An 18,727-nucleotide genomic window follows, 5' to 3' on the forward strand; every position below is an offset into this window, starting at 1 on the left:
ACCGCGTGCAGCATCCACCGAGTGCGGGGCACCTTCCTCCGACTGTGCCGGATGAAGATGCCCCTCGCTCACCGCCCTTCCGGGTGCGGCGCGGTGTCGGGGTCGTGGTGGGTGAAGGGGCGGGCGGCGATCAGCAGGGCGAGGGCGCCGGTGAGGACGCCGAGGGCCAGCGCGGCGCGGCTCGACGCGAGGTCGGCGGCGAGACCGGCGGCGGCCGATCCGGCGGCGTTCCCGGCGCCGAAGGCGGTGATCATCCAGGCATGCGCCTCGGTGATCGTGCCCGCCGGGGCCAGTCGGCCGACGAGCGCGAAGGAGCAGGCCAGCACCGGCGGCAGGGCGAGGCCGCTGAGCACCGCCAGCGGTGCGGTGCCCAGCAGACCGGGTTGCAGCACCAGCGGCGCGTAGCCGACGGCCAGCCCGGCCAGCAGCACGCGCAGCCTGCGGTGCTCGTCGGCCGGGCTCGGCGCCGTCGTGTAGGCGATCCCGCCGATCAGGGCGCCGAGGGCGTTGGCCGCGATCAGCCAGCTCGCGGCCGAGGGCGCGCCGAGGTGATCGGTGTAGGCGGTGATCCCCACGGTGAACATGCCGATGGTGGCGCCGACGAACAGCAGCGCGACGAGCAACCGGACCAGCGCCGCCGAGCGCAGCGGACCGGCCGGGTGCGCTCCCGCCGCCGGACCGCCCCGCCAGCGCCGCGCGGGGGCGGCGGTGGCGAACCAGAGGCTGCCGAGGAGCCCGAGCGCCCCGGCCACCAGCAGTCCGGCGCTGGGACCGCCCGCGGCGGTGGCCGCGAGCACCACGAGCGGGCCGGTGACGAAGACGAGCTCCTGGGTGGCCGCGTCCAGGGAGTAGGCCGTGCGCACCGCCTCGTCGTCCCGCAGCACCGGGGACCACAGCACCCGCAGGCACGGTTCGAGCTGCGGGGTCGCCGCCCCCGCCAGCGCCGCCCACCCCGCCGCGGCGAGCGGGTGCGCCACCGGGTCCAGCAGCGCCAGGCCGACGAAGCCCACCGCCGAGGCGGCGCCCGAGCACAGCAGGACCGGCGCCTGCCGGGTGCGGTCGATCAACCGCCCGAGGACGGGTCCGCCCACCGCCGCGCTCGCCGCGTACACCGCGGAGAGCCCGCCGGCGGCGGTGTAGGTCCCGCCGCGGTCGAGCACGGCGAGCAGGATCGCCAGGGCGGCCATGCCGGTGGGCAGCCGCCCCAGCAGCGAGGCCGAGAGCAGTCGGGGGACGTGCGGGCTGGTCAGGACCTCGACGGCGGGCGCGAGGCGGGAGGGCGGCGCGGCCACGGGGAACTCCTCCACCGATCGGTGCTTCCCGCGGGCCACCGGGCCGCGCGGGCAGGACGGGATCGATCAGGAGCGGTTCACCAGGCGGAGTCGCCGCGCTCGTGGTCCTCGCCGTAGAGCGGGAGCGCGGGCACGATCCAGCCCGCGGCGGCGGGTGGCGTGATCAGCACGATCGGCACCCTACTGCGGAACCGGCGGCGCGGTCCACCGGTTTCCGGGCCGGTGGTCCTGCCACCGGCCCGGATCCGAGGTCACCAGCGAACGGTGCGCAGGTAGCGGAAGCCGACGCGGGCGGTGCGCATCGGGTCGGTCGGGTTGTCGTGCTCGACGATGAACTCCTTCGCCCGCGCGTGGTCGAACAGCTCCGGGAAGTCGATGGTGCCGGTGCCCGGGTCGACCATCTCGCCCGTCGCCGAGCGGTCCTTGACGTGGAGCTGCGGGAACCGGCCGCGGTGCTCGTCGACCAGCGCGACCGGGTCCTGGCCCGCGTGCACCGCCCAGTAGACGTCCAGCTCGAAGTGCACCAGGCGCGGATCGGTGCGGTGCAGCAGGATGTCGAACGGCCGGTGCCCGTCGACGGTGGCGAACTCGTGGTCGTGGTTGTGGTAGCCGAACCGCAGCCCGGCGCGGCGGCAGCGGTGACCGGCTTCGTTGAGCTGGTCGGCGAACTGGCGCCACCCGTCGGCGGTGTCGAACTCCGCGTACGGCACCGCGACCCTGCGGTGCCCGAGGGCGGACGACTCCTCGATCAGCGCGTCGATGCCGCCTTCCAGCCCGGAGTGGCCGGAGGTGGCGCGCAGGCCGAGGTCGTCGAGGACGGACCGGAACTCGGCGGCGGTGCGGCCGTGCGTCCCGGCGGTCTCGACGGTGCGGTAGCCGATGTCGGCCAGCTGCCGCAGCGTCGGGACGAGGTCGGCGTCCAGCAGCGAGCGCAGCGTGTAGAGCTGGATGCTGATGGCCTTGTGCGGGATGCGGCCGGGGTGGTGGCTCGCGGCTCCGGTGGAGGCACCGGCGGCGGCGAGCACCGCGGCGGTCTGCAGCAGGGTGCGGCGGGGCAACGGCATGGGGTTCCCTTTCAACGGATTCCTTGCAGCCTCAGCACGAGGTCGTGCACGTCGGTCGCGGCCAGCCGCCCGGAGCGCTCCACCGCGGCCGGGACCGCGGGGTCGGAGCACAGCAGGACGGGGCCGTGGGCGGGGTCGTCCGGCAGCCGGCCGTGCGAACCGCGGACGAAGCGGCCGTCGGTCGGCACGACGTTCATCGCGTAGCGCAGCCCGGTCTTCTTCTTCGCCAGGTTCGCGGCGGCCTTCAGCTTCACCCAGGGGTCGTCCGGGTCGAGGAACAGCTCGGCGGGGTCGTAGCCGGGCTTGCGGTGGATCTCCACACCGCGCGCGAAGTCCGGCGCCCGGTCCTCGTGGAGCCAGTAGTAGTAGGTGAACCAGGCGTCGGGCTCGGCCACGGCGACGAGTTCCCCGGCCCTCGGGTGGTCCAGGCCGAAGCGGGCCTGCTCCGCGCGCCCCAGCACCTCGTCGACCCCGGGTTGCGCCGCGACCAGCGACCGCACCTTGTCCACATCGGACTCATCGCGCACGTAGATGTGGGCGACCTGGTGGTCGGCGACGGCGAAGGCCCGCGAGGCCCACGGGTCGAGGTACTCCATCCCGGCCTGGGTGTGGACCTCCAGCAGCCCTTCCCGGCGCAGCGCGCGGTTGAGGTGGATCTGCCGGTCCACCGGGGTGATCCCGTACTCGCTGAGCACCACGACCGCCGCACCCGAGTCCCGGGCCTCGTCGAGGAGCCCGGACAGCGCGTGGTCGACCTCGACCGCCGCGGCGCGCGCCTGCGGGCTGTCCGGTCCCCAGCGCTGCAGGTCGTAGTCCAGGTGCGGGACGTAGCACAGCAGCAGGTCCGGGCGGTGGTGGCGCAGCACCCGGCGGGCGGCGGCGGTGATCCACAGGCTGGAGGTGATGTCGGCCGTCGGCCCCCAGTAGTGGAACAGCGGGAACGACCCGAGCGCCGCGGTGAGCTCGTCGTGCAGGCCGGGTGGCCGGGTGTAGCAGTCCGGCGACTTGCGGCCGTCGGCGTGGTAGATGGGGCGGGGCGTGACGGTCCAGTCCGTCGTCGCGCCCATCGCGTACCACCAGCAGATGTTGGCGGCGGTGTAGCCGGGACGTGCCGCGCGGGCGGACTCCCAGACCTTCGGACCGCGCACCAGCCGGTTGTGCTGGCGCCACAGGTGCACCTCGCCGAGGTCGCGGAAGTACCAGCCGTTGCCCACGATGCCGTGCTCGGCCGGCGGTTTCCCGGTCAGGAAGGTGGACTGCGCGCTGCACGTCACTGCGGGCAGCACGGTGCCGAGCTCGGCCTGCCAGCCCCCGGCGGCGAGCGCGCGCAGGTTCGGCATGTGCGCCAGCAGGGACGGCGTGAGCCCGACGACGTCGAGCAGGACCACCGGTTTCATGGCAACTCCCTCGCATCGAGCAGCTCTCGGGTGAACGCGAGCTCGGCCGCGATGCCGTCGACCAGGTCGTCCGGCGGGTCGGGCAGCACGCTCCAGGTGTAGGTCTCGACCTCGATCGGCGGCAGCGGGTCGGGCAGCGCGCCGAGCGCCGCGCGCAGCACGTCGGTGGTGGGCCGCAGCGCGCCGGTGGCCCGCCAGTGCAGCGGGACGTGGAAGTGCACCCGCCACGGTCCGCCGCCGGGCAGCTCGTCCCACGCCTCGGGCAGGTCGTCGCAGGCGCGCACGCCCTCCGGCGCCCGCTCGCGGACCTGGTGCAGGTAGCGGGGTTCGGCGTAGCGGGCGAGTTCGGCGCGGGCGGCCACCGGGTCGTCGACGTGCAGCGCGGCCGAGGCCTGCACCTTGACGACCTCCAACCCGGCCGCGCGGATCTCGCGCACGGTGCCCACCGGGTCGGCGAACGACACCGCGAGGTGGCAGGTGTCCAGGCACAACCCGAGGTAGCTCGGATCGCACCCGCGCAGCCAGGCCACCGCGTCGGCGGCGGTGTCCAGCAGGCAACCCGGTTCCGGCTCGATGCCCACCCGGATCCGCTTGCCGGTGCGCTCCTCCAACGCGCGCAGGCCCGCGGCCAGTTCGTCGAACCGGCGGCGCGCGACGCCCTCCTCGGCCGCGCCCCACGGCTCCCGCCAGCCCAGCGGCAGCGTGGAGATGCTGCCGGAGCCGCCGTCGGGCAGCAGCGCGGCCAGCACCTCGGCGCAGTCCAGGGTGTAGCGCAGCCGTTCCGGGTCCGCCCACGACGGGCGGTACACGCGGTGCTTGACCACCGGGTCGTGGAAACCGTGGTGCGGGAAGGCGTTGAGCGTCACCACCCGCAGCCCGCGATCGGCCACTTCGGACTTCAGCCGGTGCAGCGCGGCGGGTACGGCGACCAGCCTCGCGGCGAGATCGGCCGCCAGCCACAGCCCGGCGCCGATCTCCTGCTCGCCCAACGCGGCGCGCACCGGCCCGGCGTAGCGGGCGAGCTGCGCGCACACCCCGTCCAGGTCTTCGGCCGGGTGCACGTTCGTGCAGTACGACAGCACCGGCATCACCGCTCCGGCCGGGCGCCGCGCAGCACGGAATTGCCCTCGTAGGAGGCGGCTTCGGCGGTGAACCCGGGCAGCGGGTCCAGGTTGAGCCGTCCGCTCTGCCCGTAGAAGGCCACCGGGTTGTCCCACAGCACGGTGGTCACCTCGGCGTCGGTGAACCCGGCGCGCAGCATGGCCTCGCCGGTGGCCCGGGTCTTCAGCGGGTCCGAGCGGCCCCAGTCGGCGGCCGAGTTCACCAGCACCCGTTCGGTGCCGTAGCGCCGCAGCAGCGCCACCATCCGGTCCTCGTCCATCTTCGTGTCGGGGTAGATCGAGAAGCCCATCCAGCAGCCGCTGTCGGCGACGAGCTCCACGGTGACCTCGTTGAGGTGGTCGACGACCACCCGCTCCGGCGGCAGGTCCGACTCGCGCACCACGTCGAGGCTGCGCCGGGTGCCGGCCGGCTTGTCCCGGTGCGGGGTGTGCACCATGGCGGGCAGCCCGGCTCGCGCGGCGAGGTCGAGCTGGTGGGCGAACGCGGTGTCCTCCTCCGGGGTCATGGCGTCGTAGCCCACTTCGCCGACCGCCACCACGCCGTCCTTGGCCAGGTAGCGCGGCAGCACGTCGAGCACCTCGCGGCAGCGCGGGTCGTTGGCCTCCTTGGGGTTCAGCGCGATGGTGGCGTGGTGGCGGATGCCGAACTGCGCGGCCCGGAACCGCTCCCAGCCGATCAGCCCGTCGAAGTAGTCGGTGAACGAGCCGACGGTGGTGCGCGGCTGGCCGAGCCAGAACGCGGGCTCGGTGATCGCCCGCACCCCGGCGGCGTGCATGGCCTCGTAGTCGTCGGTGGTGCGGGAGGTCATGTGGATGTGCGGGTCGAAGATGCGCATCAGCTCTCCAGGAGGGTGCGGGCGTCGGCGGGAACGGCACGTCCGGCGGCGCGCCGCTCGGCGGCGTAGTCGGCGACCATGCGGCGCAGCTCGTCGTCCCGGCGGCCCCGCCAGTCGGCGACCGCCGCCAGCGGCACCCCGGTGAACAGGCACTTGAGCACCCCGTGCCGCCAGGCGTGGTCGTCGAGGTGGCGGGCGGCGAACGGCCCGAGCGCGGCGGCGACCAACCGCGGATCGTTGGTCCGCAGCGCGTCGCCGACCAGCTCCAGGCCGGTCGGCACCACCTCGGCCCGGTCCACCGCGGCCAGACCGCGCAGCACCCCGCGCCGCTCGGCGTCGTCGCCGTGGCGGTAGAGCTGGGCGAGTTCGGCCGCCAGCGCCTCGGGCGCGGCGGTGTCCGCCAGCGCCACCAGCAGCCGGGTCCGCGCCCGGTCGTCGACGGTGCCGTGCACCGCGCCGTGCGGGTCGTCCCGGCGCAGCGGGGCGCGGCCGACCTCCCGGCCGACCGCCGGGAACAGCGCGCCGATGCTCGCCGGATCGCGCCGCACCGACGCGACCGCCTCGGCCAGCCACGGCGGCCACGCCTGCCGCAGCGCCGCCATCGCGCGTTCGGCGACCACCGGTGCGGCGTGGCCGTGCCGGGGCAGTTCGACCGCGGCCAGTCCGGAGTACCCGACCTCGGACAGCGCCTCCAGCGTGGCGGGCAGGTCGAGCTCCCCGTCGCCGAACTCCAGGTGCTCGTGCACCCCCGGCCGCATGTCGTCGAGCTGCACGTGCACCAGCAGCGGGCCGAGCCTGCGGACGCACTCGGCGGCGCTGTCGGCCTCGACGGCGACGCAGTGCCCGACGTCGAGGGTGATCCCGAGGTGCTCCGGGTCGCCGAGCCGCTCGCGCACCGCCAGCGCCCGGTCGACGGTGTCCACGACCATGCCGGGTTCGGGCTCCAGGCCCAGCACCACGCCGTGCCGCCGGGCCTCGTCCAGCACCCGCCCGGTGCCGTCGAGCAGCCGCCCGGCGGCCAGCTCGTCGTCCACGTCGGACGGCTGGACGCCGGACCAGAACGACACCACCTCGGCGCCGAGGTCGGCGGCCACCCGCACCGCGCGCCGCAGGAAGTCGACGCGCCGCTCCACGTCCTCGGACACCAGCGTCGGGTGGTGCTTGCGGCGCGGGTCGAGCAGGTAGCGGGCGCCGGTCTCCACGACCACCGACAGCCCGTGCCGACCGAGTTCCCCCCGCACCGACCGCACCTGCTCGGCCAGGTCGTCGGCGAACGGGTTCAGGTGGTGGTGGTCCAGGGTGAGCGCCACGCCCTCGTAACCGAGCTCGGCGATCACCGCCAGCGCGTCCGGCAACCGGTGGTCGCCGAACCCGTTGCTGCCGTATCCCAGTCGCGGCCCGCTCATGCGATCTCCACCCGGCTGCCGAGGTGCCGGGCCAGCGGCACCGCCGCGGCCAGCACCGCCGCCGCCCGGAGGTCGCGACGCGCGACCAGGGCGACCTGGAGCGGCACCATGCCGCGGATCCCGGCGCGGGTGGCGGCGCGGACGGTGGCCCCGTCCGGTCGGCGGCAGGTGCGCCACTGCGCCGAGCCGACCTTCGCCGCGTACACCAGCGCGGCCCCGGCCGCCGCGACCCGGTGCCGGGGTGAGGCGCAGCGGCCCGCGACCACCGCCGCGGCCGTCAGCGCGGTGCCGACCAGCGCGGCCGCGGCCGTGGGAACCCCGGTCCCGTCGACCTCGCCCCGCGCGAGGGCGGTGACCCCGCCGGTGTGCCCGGCCAGCACCGCGGCGGCAGGCCAGGCGGCGCGGTCACCACCGGCGCCCAGGAGCACGTCCAGGCCCCGGCACAGCGCCATCCCGGCGGGTCCCGCGGCGCCGTGCTTGAGCACCGCGTCGTAGCCCGCCACGGAGGCGGCCAGCCCGGCCCCGACGCGCGCCTCGGCCGGTCCGGCGCACGCGGCGGCGAGCGCACCGCAGGAGCCCAGCACCGCCGCGACGCGCAACGCCTGGTCGGGGCCGATGCGCCCGGCGGGGATCGGCCGCTCGGGCCGCTCCACCGCGTCGCGCTCCCGGTCGGCCCAGTCGTTGAGCGCCATCCCGGCCCAGTACAGCGACACCGACGCCAGCGGGAGCAGCGCGCGGCGACCGCGCAGCGGACGTCCCGCGGCGACCGCGCCGACGGCGGTGTCGCCGAGCACCGTCAGCGCCGCCGGGGCCCGGGTGAGCTCGACCAGCGTTCGCAGGCGGGTCATCCGGCACCTCCCGCGGTGGCGCGCACCCAGTCGTACAACCGGCGCACCTGGTGGTCGAAGCGGTGCTCGTCGCTGCCGATCGGGTCCTTGAAGAAGCACGCCAGCGCCGGCAGCGCGCCGCGCTGACCCGCCCGGTGGGCCATCGCGACCAGCCGCACCAGGTCGAGCACCAGCGGGGCGGCCAGCGCCGAGTCGTAGCCGGTCCAGGTGAGCTGGAGGGTCACCGGGGTGCCGAGGAAGCCCTCGGCGCGCACGTGGTCCCACGCCACCTTGGTCTGCTCCAGGTCGGGGACGTGGTCGATGTGCAGCGGGGCCGTCGCCTGCTCGCCCACCAGCGCGGCCAGGCCCCGCGCCTTGGAGGCGAGCTTGCTGGCGGCGGTCTCCGGGTCGGCCAGCGTCGCGCCGTCGCCCCCGCCGAGCAGGTTGGTGCCCGCCCAGGAGCGCACCGCGAAACCGCGTTCGGTGAACATCGGTGCGAGGGCGGTGCGCAGCAGGGTCTGCCCGGTCTTGCCGTCCGAGCCCGCGTACGGCAGGCCCCGCCGTTCGGCGAGTTCCCGCAGGGCCGGGCAGGTGATGCCCATCGACGGGGTGAACTCGACGTACGGGCTCCCGGCCAGCACCGCGGCGTACGCGGCGACCGCGCTGGCCGGGAGCACACCGCGCGCCGGATCGTCCAACGCGGCCTCCAGGGCCGCGGCATCGTGGTGCTCCGGCAGGTCCGGGACGGGTGCCTCGGTGGAGGCGACGTTGACCACCACGACGCGCCGCAGGTCGTGGCGCCGGGCGAAGTCGTCGATGTCGGCGGCCATCCGCCGGGCCGCCGCGCCCTGGCCGTCCCGGTCCACCGCCGGGTCGTAGCCCCGGCGCAGTTCGGCTTCGGCGGCGGTGATCTGCGGCGCGACCGCGCCGGTCACCCCGGCCGGGAGCACCCCGGAGGCCACCAGGTGCTCGGCGCTCTTGTGCGGCGAGACGGCGGAGACGTCGTGGCCGCCGACGACGAGGTCGGCCCAGTCCGGCAGCGCCGCCGAGCGGATGCCGGGCAGTTCGGTCACGCAGCCGGTCGGTGGCGCCAGGCCCGCGCGCAGCGCCGCCAGCCCGACGATCGTCGTGGTCGCCACCGAGCCGCGGGCCCCGTTCAGCCACAGGCCGGTGCGGCCCGGTCGTGTCGTGTCGTCCACCGTGTCACCTCCTGGTGGGACAGCGGTGGTGGCCCCGGCGGGCGGGGCCACCACCACGCGGATCAACGCGGGACGTCGCCCCGGGCCCGGGCCGTCGTGGCGGCCTCCGGCGGCACCGGTTCGGACACGCCCGCACCGGAGAAGGTCAGCTCGTCGACCGCGAACAGACCGCTCCCCTCGCCCCGGAACACGAAGTACAGCGGTCCGGAGCCGCCCGGATCGGTCACCGCGACCGGTTCCAGGTCGACGTACTGGTCGTCACCACCGGTGCCGGGCACCGGCACGGTCTGCACCAGCGGTCCGTCGACGGCGCCCGAGCGGACCTCGATGGTGCCGCCCGCCCCGGCTGCCGAGACGCGGTAGCCGATGCCGTCCACGCCGGCGAGGCTCACCGGGTCGAGCGAGAACCAGTCACCGTCCTCGATCGCGCCGACCTTGTTCCCCCCGGCGGCCCCCGGCTCGGCGACGACCTCGACGCCCTGGGACTCGGTGAAGAACTCGGCCTGCTTGTGCTTCGGCTGGAGCGTGACCCGGCCCTCGCCCTCGACCGGCGGCAGGTCGTCGGCACCGCTGTCGGCGTAGGTGGCCGTGATGACGCCGAAGAGGTTGGCGTCCAGGCCGTGACCCTCGTCGGCGGGCGTCTCGATCACGCCTTCGCACCCGGTGGTCTCGCTGAGCGGGTGCGCGTGCGTGTCGTGGCCGAGCGCGTAGCTCACCTCGACCCGGGAGCAGTCGATCTGGGTGTCCTCGGCGTCGGTGACGCTGACCCGGAACGGCACCTGCTCGCCGAAGCTGAACGCCCCGCCGTTCGGCGGCAGCTCGATGGTGACCTCCGGCGGGGTGTTGCCGACGACGATCTGCACGCTGGCGTAGCCGGTCTTGCCCTGCTCGTCGGTGACGGCGAGCTTGGCGGTGTGCGCGCCGCGCTCGGTGTAGGTGAAGCTCGTCGGCCCCGCGGTGGTCTCGTCGACCTCACCGTCGGCGGTGAAGTCCCACGCGTAGCTGAGCTCACCGCCGTCCGGGTCGGTGGTGCCCGCCGGGTCGAAGTTGACCGTCAGCGGCGCTTGCCCGGCCGAGGTCACGTCCGCGCTCAGCGCCACCTGGGGCGTCTTGTTCTGCGGGCTGTGGTCGATGCGGTACAGCGCCGAGTCGTCCGCGCCGCCGAAGTAGCTGGAGCCGTAGTCCAGCACGTACAGCGCGCCGTCCGGGCCGAACTCCAGGTTCATCGGCCGGATCAGCTCCATCGAGTCGAAGAACGGCCGGATGTGCTCGAGCCGCCCGCGGCGGTCGATCGAGAACTCCTTGATCCAGCCGCGGTCCCACTCGTAGTTGAGCACCTTCCTGTCGAAGTACTGCGGGAACTTCACCGGCGAGTCGAGCTTGCGGTCGTAGTGGTACACCGGGCCGCCCATCGGCGACTCCGGACCGGAGCCGAGTTCGGGCACCGAGCCGTCGTCGTAGGGCAGCCAGGCGGGCTGCACCGGCGGCAGTTCGGTCAGGCCGGTGTTGTTCGGGCTGGTGTTGCGCGGCGCGGCGCAGTCGAACGCCTCACCCGACTCGCCGGTGGCGAAGTCGTAGTCGACGAACGGCTGGTTGTCACCGACGCAGTACGGCCAGCCGTAGTTGCCGGGCTCCTTGATCAGGTTGTACTCGACGGTGCCCGCCGGTCCCCGCGCCGGGTCGGCCGATCCGGCGTCCGGCCCGTAGTCGCCCAGGTGGATCCAGCCGGTCTTCGGGTCGACGCTGAACCGGAACGGGTTGCGGAAGCCCATCGCGTAGATCTCCGGGCGGGTCTTGTCCGTGCCCGGCTTGAACAGGTTGCCCTTCGGGATGGTGTAGCTGCCGTCCTCCTCCACGTGGATCCGCAGGATCTTGCCGCGCAGGTCGTTGGTGTTGCCGGAGGAGCGCTGCGCGTCGAAGGCGGGGTTGCGGTCGGCGCGCTCGTCGATCGGCGTGTACCCGTCGGAGGAGAACGGGTTGGTGTCGTCGCCGGTGGACAGGTACAGGTTGCCCTTGGCGTCGAAGTCGATCTCACCGCCGGCGTGGCAGCAGGTGCCGCGCTGCGCGGGCACTCGCAGGATCTCCTGCTCGCTGGCCAGGTCGAGGGAGCCTTCCTCGGTGAACTTGAACCTGCTCAGCAGGTTGTACCCGTCGAACGGGGCGAAGTCCGCCTCGGTGCCCTCCTCCGGCGCGTCACCGGACGGGGTGTCCAGCGGCGGGGCGTAGTAGAGGTACACCCACTTGTTCTCCTCGAAGTCCGGGTCGATGGCGATGCCCTGCAACCCGTCCTCGTCGTGGTTGTAGACGGGCAGGTCCGCGGCGAGCGTGGTGGTGGAGTCGGGGGTGGTGAGGAAGACATCGCCGTCGCGGGAGGTGTGCAGCACCCGCCGGTCGGGCAGCACCGCCAGCGCCATCGGCTCGCCGACCTTGGTCTCGCCCTTGGCCAGGGTGACCTGGTCGAAGGCGGAGTCCGGTGGCGGCTCCGACGGAGGTGGGGCCGCGTACGCGGGTGCGGTGATCAGGGCGGCCGCCATCGCGGTGACCGCCGTCCAGACGGATAATCGACGTGCTCGCATCAGGTCACTCCTCGTTGTGGACCGATCGCGGGTCAGCAGGGGCGGAGTCCGGTCGCGGTGCGGATCCCGCCGAGCAGGTGGCGCAGGAACGCGGGATCGCCGAAAGACTCCCGCGTGTGGCCGCCGCCGGTGTAGAAGGCGCGGCCGTCGTCGATCGTGTGGCACCAGGCGATCGGGTGATCGCCCATGGCGCCGTCGCCGGGGTCGTAGCTCGCCTCGTCCAGCGACGCGAGCACGTGGACGGCACCGCGCGGGTTGGTCGCGTAGTTGTACCACTCGTCGGTGCGGTCCCAGCGCTCCGGCAGGTGCGCCGTGGAGTCGTGGTGGCGGTCCTCCACCAGCACGGTGGCCGGCTGGATCTCGGGGTGGCTGGTGAAGTACGCGCCCACCAGCTCGCCGTAGAACGGCCAGTCGTACTCGGTGTCGGCGGCGGCGTGCACGCCCATGAAGCCACCACCGCCGCGCACGTAGCGCTCGAAGGCGCCCTGCTGCGCGGGATCGAGCACGTCGCCGGTGGTCGACAACCACACGACCGCGTCGTAGCGGCGCAGCCGGGCGTCGGTGAACACCTTCGAGTCCTCGGTGGACTCCACGGTGAACCCGTGCCGGTGGCCCAGCTTCTCGATCGCGGCGATGCCGTCCTCGATGGAATCGTGCCGGAAACCGGCGGTCTTGGAGAACACCAGGACGTGCTGCCGTCCGTGCTCCGGGGCCGCCGCGGCCGGTACTGCCAGGGCCGCCGCGGCGAGCAGGACCGCGGTCAGGATCGCGGTGCGCATGGGAGGAAGTCCTTTCCTGGGGGGCGGGGCGCTAGGAGGCGAAGCCGACGTCGAGGTACTGGTCGACGTTCTCCCGCGTCACCACCGCGGAATAGGTGGTGATCGAGCGCGGGATCTCGTGCTCGGCGAGGTCGGCCATGCCGCGCGCCTGGGCGAGCAGCCGGGCCAGCGAGATCGCCGAGGAGCACATCGACGGGTTGTAGAGCACGGTCGCGCGCACCACGCTGTTCCCGGCCTTGATCCGGTCCATCATCTGCCGCGATCCGGCGCCGCCGACCAGGAAGAACTCGTCGCGCCCGGCCGACTCGACGGCGGCCAGCACCCCGATCCCCTGGTCGTCGTCGTGGTTCCACACCGCGTCCAGCCGCGACGCGGCCTGGAGCAGGTTGGTGGTCTCCCGCTCGCCCGATTCCGCGGTGAAGTCGGCCGCCACCCGCCGCGTCACCTCCAGGCCGTGCTCGGCCAGCCCGTCGCGGAACCCCGCGCTGCGCTGCTGGGTCAGCGGCAGCGAATCGGTGCCCGCGATCTCGGCGATGACCGGGTCGGTCACCCCGCGCCGCTCCAGTTCGGCGGCGATGTAGCCGGCGGCGTTGACCCCCATGCCGTAGTTGTCACCGCCGATCCAGCACCGGTAGGCGTCCTCGGAGTCGAAGACGCGGTCCACGTTGATCACCGGGATGTCCGCCTGCATCGCGCGGCGGGCCACCGCGGTCAGCGCCTTGCCGTCGGCGGGCAGCAGCACCAGCACGTCGACCTGGGCGTTGATCAGCGTCTCCACCTGGGCGATCTGCTGGTTGACGTCGCTGCTGCCCTCGGTGGCCTCCAGCGTCACGTCCGGGAACTGCTCGGCCTGGTCGCGGGCGTTGGTGGTCATGGCCGCCAGCCAGCCGTGGTCGGCGGCCGGGGCGGAGAACCCGATGGTCACGTGCCGCCCCGGGGCGGCGTTGTCGCCACCGGTGGCGACCGCGTTCTGGTTCTGCTGCTGCGGCGGTTCGTTGGCCAGGCAGCCGCTCAGCAGCGCGGTCGCGCCGAGGGCGCCGGTGCCGAGCAGGAATCTTCGGCGGTGCGTTTCCGGGAACGCGGACATGGCGGTCTCCCAACGTGGTCGGAGGAAATCAGGCGCGGCGCCGGGTTCGTGCCTGCAGCAGCACGGCGAGCACGATGATCGCGCCCTTGGCGATGTTCTGGATGTCGGTTTCCAGGTTGTTGAGGGTGAAGACGTTGCCCAGCGTCGTGAAGATCAGCACGCCGAGCAGCGTTCCGGTCATGCTGGCCCGGCCGCCGGAGAGCAAGGTGCCGCCGATGACCACCGCCGCGATCGCGTCGAGCTCGTAGAACATCCCGTTCGTGGAGGCGCCCGCGGTGGTGCGCGCGACCACCATGAGGGCGGCGATCCCGCAGCACAGCCCGGCCAGCGCGTAGACCACCGCGGTGTGCCTGCGCACGTCGATGCCCGCCAACCGGGCCGCTTCGGCGTTGCCGCCCACCGCGAGGGTGCGGCGCCCGAAGGTGCTGCGGTTGAGCAGCACCCAACCGGCGGCGAAGACCACCGCGAAGATCCAGATCAGCACCGGCACGCCCAGCAGGTCGCCGCGGAACACCGCGCCGAACGCGGGATCGTCGACGACCTGGGTCTGCCGCCCGCTGATCCGCTCGGCGAGCCCGCGCGCGGAGGCCATCATGGCCAGCGTCGCGATGAACGGCACGACCTTCCCGTAGGACACCAGCACGCCGTTGACCAGGCCGCAGGCGGTGCCGACCAGCAGCGCGCACAGCACCATCACCACGGGGCCGAACGATTGGGTGGCCCACGTCGTCATCCACACGCTGGACAGGGCCACGATGGACCCGACGGACAGGTCGATGCCGCCCGCGGCGATCACGAACGTCATGCCGACGCTGACCACGCCGATGGCGGCCGACAGCCGCAGCACGGTGGAGATGTTGCCCTCGGTCAGGAACGCGTCCGGGCGGGTGGCGTAGCCGACCACGCACAGCGCGATGAACACGGCCAGCAGCGCGATCATCCGGATGTCCGCGCGGGCCCACCAGGCGGCCAGCGCGGACGTCCGGGGCGGGGCGGTCGGGGTGGTGGTCTGTGTCATGCCGTCCGGGCCTCCATGACGAGGTCGAGCACGTCGCCTTCGGTGAGTTCACCGGCCCCGGCGGTGTGCACCGCCGTGCCGTCGCGCAGCACCAGCACCCGATCGGCCAGGGCCAGCACTTCCGGGATGTCGCTGGAGACGAACACGATCGCGATGCCCTGCTCGGCCAGCGACCGCATCAGCGCGTAGAGCTCGGCGCGGGCACCGACGTCGACCCCGCGGGTCGGCTCGTCGAGCAGCAGCACGCGGCAGTCCCGCAGCACCCACCGGCCGATCACCGCCTTCTGCTGGTTGCCGCCGGAGAACGCCGACACCGCGCGGGTCGGGTCGGCCGGGCGGAGCTGGAGCCGGTCGACGATCGTGCCGGTGTCGGCGAGCTCGCTGCCGCGCCGGATGAAGCCCGCCTTGCTGTAGCGGCGCAGCGTGGCCAGCGTGACGTTGGCCGCCAGCGGGAGCTGCGGCACCAGCGCCTGGCTCTTGCGCTCCTCCGGGGTCAGCCCGATCCCGGCGCGGACCGCGGCGGCGATGCTGCCCGGGCGGACCCGCTTGCCGTCCACCCGCACCTCGCCCTCGTCCGGGGTCCGGGCGCCGAAGACGGTCTCCAGCAGTTCGCTGCGTCCGCAGCCCACCAGGCCGGCGATGCCCAGGACCTCCCCGGCGTGCGCGGTGAGGCTGATGTCGGTGAACTCGCCGCGGCGGGCGAGCCCGGTCACCTCCAGCACCGGCGTCGTGGTGGCGCTGCTGCCGCCCGCCTCGACGGTCGGCGGGGTGCCGCCGGTCATCAGCGCGATCAGCTCGCCGGTGGAGGTGCCCGCCACCGGCAGCCCGGAGGCCGCGGTGCGCCCGTCCTTGAGCACCGTGACGCGGTCGGCGATCCGGCGGATCTCCTCCATCCGGTGCGAGATGTAGACGACCGCCGCGCCCTCGGCGGTGAGCTCGCCGATGACCCGGAACAGGTCCTCGACCTCGCCGGCCGACAGCGCCGCGGTGGGCTCGTCCATCACGATGAGCCGCGCCCGGTGCGCCAGGGCGCGGGCCATCGACACCAGTTGCCGCACCGCCGCGGGCAGGGCGCCCACCTCGGTGTCCGGGTCGATCCCGGGATGTCCCAGGCGCGCCAGCAGTTCCCCGGCCTCGTGCCGCGCCTGCCCGCGCCGGGTGAACCCCGCGACGGCGTGCTCGTGGCCGAGGAAGATGTTCTCGGCGGCGCTGAGCCCGGGCACCAGGTCGAGCTCCTGGTACATCGCGGCGATGCCCCGGCGCAGCGCGGCGACCGGGGAGGACAGCGCCACCTCCGCGCCCTCCCAGCGCACCACGCCCGCGTCGGGCTGGTGCGCCCCGGAGAGCACCTTGATCAACGTGGACTTGCCCGCGCCGTTCTGGCCCAGCAGGCAGTGCACCTCACCGGCGCGGACCTGGAGGTCCACCCCGTCCAGCGCTCGCACCCCGGGGAAGTCCTTGACGATGCCCGTCATCTCCAGCAGCGCCGGGACGTCCGCCCCGGTCACCGCTGCGCCTCCCCCACCGGGATCCAGCGGCTGTGGTGGGCCGCGCTGCGCTGGACGGCGTCGAGCACCCGCTGCACCCGCAGCCCGGCGGTGAAGTCCGGGGCGGGCGCGCTGCGCTCGGCGATCGCGGTGACGAAGTCGCGCAGCTCGTGGGCGAAGGTGTGCTCGTAGCCGAGCACGTGGCCCGGCGGGTACCACGCCTCCAGGTACGGGTGCTGCGGCTCGGTGGCCAGGATCCGCCGGAATCCGGCGGTGTCGGCGGGTTCGGCGGCGTCGTGGAAGTGCAGCTCGTTCATCGACTCGAAGTCGAACGCGAGGCTGCCCGCGCTGCCGTTGACCTCGATGCGCAGCCCGTTCTTGCGGCCCGTGGCGTAGCGGGTGGCCTCGAACGTGCCGAGCGCGCCGTCCCGGAAGCGGGCGGTGAACAGCGCCGCGTCGTCGACGGTCACCGGTCCGGTGCGCGCCGGGTCGTCCGGCAGCGGTCGCTCGGCCACGAACGTCTCCACCGTGCCGGAGACGGAGACGATCTCCTCGTCGAGCAGGAAGTGCGCCAGGTCCACCAGGTGCGCCCCCAGGTCGCCCAGCGCCCCGGATCCGGCGCGTTCGGCCCGCAACCGCCAGGTCAGCGGCGAGTCCGGATCGACCAGCCAGTCCTGCAGGTAGCTCGCCCGGACGTGCCGCACCTGCCCGATCCGGCCGCTGGCGACCAGCGAGCGGGCCAGGGCCAGCGCGGGGACCCGGCGGTAGTTGAACCCGACCATCGACTGAATCCCGTTGCGGCGCGCCCGATCCGCGGCCTCCTGCATGGACACCGCCTCGGTCACCGAGTTCGCCAGCGGCTTCTCGCACAGCACGTGCTTGCCCGCTTCGAGCGCGTGCACCGCGATCTCGGCGTGGCTGTCGCCGGGGGTGCAGATGTCGACCACGTGGATGTCGTCGCGCAACAGCACCGACTTCCAGTCGTCGGTGGATTCCGCCCAGCCGAACCGGTCGGCCGCCGCCTGCGCCGCCTCCTTGCGGCGTCCGCACAGCACCACCATCTCGGGCCGGACGGGCAGGTCGAAGACGCGCCCCACGGTCCGCCAGGCCTGCGAGTGGACCGCACCCATGAAGGAATGGCCCACCAGCGCGATACCGAGCTTGTTCATCTCCGCCCTCCTGGGGGTTGTCAGCTCGCCGGTTGGACGCCGAGCACGTGGTCGCCGGCCATCCCGGCGGCGCCGACGACGCCGGCGTGCTCGCCGAGTTCGGACAGCACGATGGGCAGGCTGCTGGTGGCCAGCGGCGTGGAGCGCCGGTACAGCTCGGCGCGCACCTCGGCCAGCAGCGGGTGCCCGAGCCGCGCCACCCCGCCGCCCACGATGATCATCGCGGGGTTGAAGAAGTTCACCAGTCCGGCCAGCACCCGGCCGAGCCGCCGCCCGCCGTCCCGCACCAGGCCGAGGGCCTGCGGATCACCGGACCGCATCGCGATCCCGACGTCCTCGGCGGTGAGCACCGCGCGGTCGCCGAGCAGCCGGTGCAGTTCCGGGGACTCGCCGCTGCGGGCCAGCGCGGTGGCGTCGCGGGACAGCGCCGCGCCGCTGAACCACGCCTCCAGGCACCCGGACCGGCCGCAACTGCACACCGGTCCCGTCTCCTGCACCGCGATGTGCCCGATGTCGCCCGCACTGCCGCTGCTGCCGCGCATCACCCGGTGCGCGGTGACGATGCCGCAACCTATCCCGGTGCCGATCTTGACGAACAGGAAGTCCCGCACCGAACGGGCCAGCCCGCAGTACATCTCGCCGACGGCCATCAGGTTCACGTCGTTGTCGACCAACACCGGGCAGTCGAGCTGCTGCATGAAGAACTCCCGCACCGGGTAGCGGTCCCAGCCCGGCATGATCGGCGGTGACACGGTGAACCCGTCGCGGAAGCTCACCGGACCCGGCAGCCCCACCCCGACGCCGTCGACCCGCGCCAGCAGACCGTCCGCGCGGAGCTTGTCGATCAGCTCGACCGCGCGCCCGAGGACGATCTCGGGACCGTCCTCGATGTCGATCGCCTCGGCGGCGCGGGCGACGAGTTCGAGCCTGCCGTCGGTGATGCCGACGTCCAGCGAGGTGGCGCCGATGTCCACGCCGAGGAAGCGCAGCCCTCGGGAGAGCTGGACCAGGCCGGAGCGCCGACCGCCTCGCGATTCGGCCTTGCCCGCCCGCTCCACGAAGCCGAGTTCCTGGAGCCGCAGGAGTTCCTGCCCGATCTTGGACCGGGACAGCGAAACTTGAGCGGCCAGTTCGGCCGCGGGTTGGGGACCGTGGAATCGCAGGGACGTGAGCACGCGGGCCTGATGTGCGTTCTCGGGTTGCACCGACTACCCCACTTCTTGCGCGGAGAGCACGAAGTGCGTCACAGCCTAGAGGAATTGTTCACGAGAACGTCAATACCGGGTTTCCCGATGTAACCCGGATGTCCGCTCGCCGTACGGCCGCTCCCGGACGGGGCCATCCGGCGTCGCGCGCAGCGGTGCGGGAAAGCGCTCGTCGAGCGGATCCGGCGATGTCCGCCACCGGACAGGAGTCCACAGTGGAACGTGGTCGGTGCTGCAGGAATCGCGTCCGGGCGCGTTGTCAGG

Annotated in this window: 15 protein-coding genes; all 15 read right to left on the reverse strand. The window is 73.7% G+C overall.

The window, feature by feature from the left end; all coding sequences use genetic code 11:
- Window positions 1-68 precede the first annotated feature (68 nt).
- Window positions 69-1,292, reverse strand: a complete 1,224-nt coding sequence (locus ABD976_RS10100; RefSeq protein ID WP_345360851.1) for an MFS transporter — start codon at window positions 1,290-1,292, stop codon at window positions 69-71.
- 251 nt (window positions 1,293-1,543) lie between these two features.
- Complete coding sequence (locus tag ABD976_RS10105; protein WP_345360854.1) at window positions 1,544-2,356, reverse strand: sugar phosphate isomerase/epimerase family protein; 813 nt, start codon at window positions 2,354-2,356, stop codon at window positions 1,544-1,546.
- Window positions 2,357-2,367: 11 nt separating this feature from the next.
- A complete protein-coding gene (locus ABD976_RS10110; RefSeq protein WP_345360857.1) occupies window positions 2,368-3,753 on the reverse strand; it encodes an alkaline phosphatase family protein in 1,386 nt (461 codons plus the stop codon).
- Window positions 3,750-4,835, reverse strand: coding sequence for a metabolite traffic protein EboE (eboE, locus tag ABD976_RS10115; protein WP_345361697.1), 1,086 nt, complete (start codon window positions 4,833-4,835; stop codon window positions 3,750-3,752). The genes ABD976_RS10110 and eboE overlap by 4 nt, the downstream gene beginning before the upstream one ends.
- A gap of 5 nt (window positions 4,836-4,840) precedes the next feature.
- On the reverse strand, window positions 4,841-5,710 hold the full coding sequence (locus ABD976_RS10120) for a TatD family hydrolase (protein ID WP_345360860.1): 870 nt from the start codon (window positions 5,708-5,710) through the stop codon (window positions 4,841-4,843).
- Window positions 5,710-7,116, reverse strand: a complete 1,407-nt coding sequence (locus ABD976_RS10125) for an EboA domain-containing protein (RefSeq protein ID WP_345360863.1) — start codon at window positions 7,114-7,116, stop codon at window positions 5,710-5,712. Before ABD976_RS10125 ends, ABD976_RS10120 begins: the two co-directional genes overlap by 1 nt.
- The gene (locus tag ABD976_RS10130; protein WP_425570084.1) at window positions 7,113-7,964 is read right to left on the reverse strand and encodes an SCO3242 family prenyltransferase; all 852 of its coding nucleotides are present in this window, start codon (window positions 7,962-7,964) and stop codon (window positions 7,113-7,115) included. The genes ABD976_RS10125 and ABD976_RS10130 overlap by 4 nt, the downstream gene beginning before the upstream one ends.
- A complete protein-coding gene (locus ABD976_RS10135; RefSeq protein ID WP_345360866.1) occupies window positions 7,961-9,142 on the reverse strand; it encodes an inositol-3-phosphate synthase in 1,182 nt (393 codons plus the stop codon). Before ABD976_RS10135 ends, ABD976_RS10130 begins: the two co-directional genes overlap by 4 nt.
- A 62-nt stretch (window positions 9,143-9,204) precedes the next feature.
- A complete protein-coding gene (locus tag ABD976_RS10140) occupies window positions 9,205-11,718 on the reverse strand; it encodes a PQQ-dependent sugar dehydrogenase (protein WP_345360869.1) in 2,514 nt (837 codons plus the stop codon).
- 32 nt (window positions 11,719-11,750) lie between these two features.
- On the reverse strand, window positions 11,751-12,497 hold the full coding sequence (locus ABD976_RS10145) for a ThuA domain-containing protein (protein ID WP_345360872.1): 747 nt from the start codon (window positions 12,495-12,497) through the stop codon (window positions 11,751-11,753).
- 31 nt (window positions 12,498-12,528) lie between these two features.
- On the reverse strand, window positions 12,529-13,584 hold the full coding sequence (locus ABD976_RS10150; RefSeq protein ID WP_345360875.1) for a substrate-binding domain-containing protein: 1,056 nt from the start codon (window positions 13,582-13,584) through the stop codon (window positions 12,529-12,531).
- A gap of 28 nt (window positions 13,585-13,612) precedes the next feature.
- Window positions 13,613-14,602, reverse strand: a complete 990-nt coding sequence (locus ABD976_RS10155; RefSeq protein WP_369774521.1) for an ABC transporter permease — start codon at window positions 14,600-14,602, stop codon at window positions 13,613-13,615.
- Window positions 14,599-16,077, reverse strand: coding sequence for a sugar ABC transporter ATP-binding protein (locus ABD976_RS10160; RefSeq protein WP_345361706.1), 1,479 nt, complete (start codon window positions 16,075-16,077; stop codon window positions 14,599-14,601). Before ABD976_RS10160 ends, ABD976_RS10155 begins: the two co-directional genes overlap by 4 nt.
- A gap of 29 nt (window positions 16,078-16,106) precedes the next feature.
- Window positions 16,107-17,258, reverse strand: coding sequence for a Gfo/Idh/MocA family protein (locus tag ABD976_RS10165; RefSeq protein WP_345360878.1), 1,152 nt, complete (start codon window positions 17,256-17,258; stop codon window positions 16,107-16,109).
- Between the two features lie 20 nt (window positions 17,259-17,278).
- Complete coding sequence (locus tag ABD976_RS10170) at window positions 17,279-18,463, reverse strand: ROK family transcriptional regulator (RefSeq protein ID WP_369774519.1); 1,185 nt, start codon at window positions 18,461-18,463, stop codon at window positions 17,279-17,281.
- Window positions 18,464-18,727 lie beyond the last annotated feature (264 nt).

This window comes from Saccharopolyspora cebuensis, assembly GCF_039542665.1.
Classification (GTDB): domain Bacteria; phylum Actinomycetota; class Actinomycetes; order Mycobacteriales; family Pseudonocardiaceae; genus Saccharopolyspora; species Saccharopolyspora cebuensis.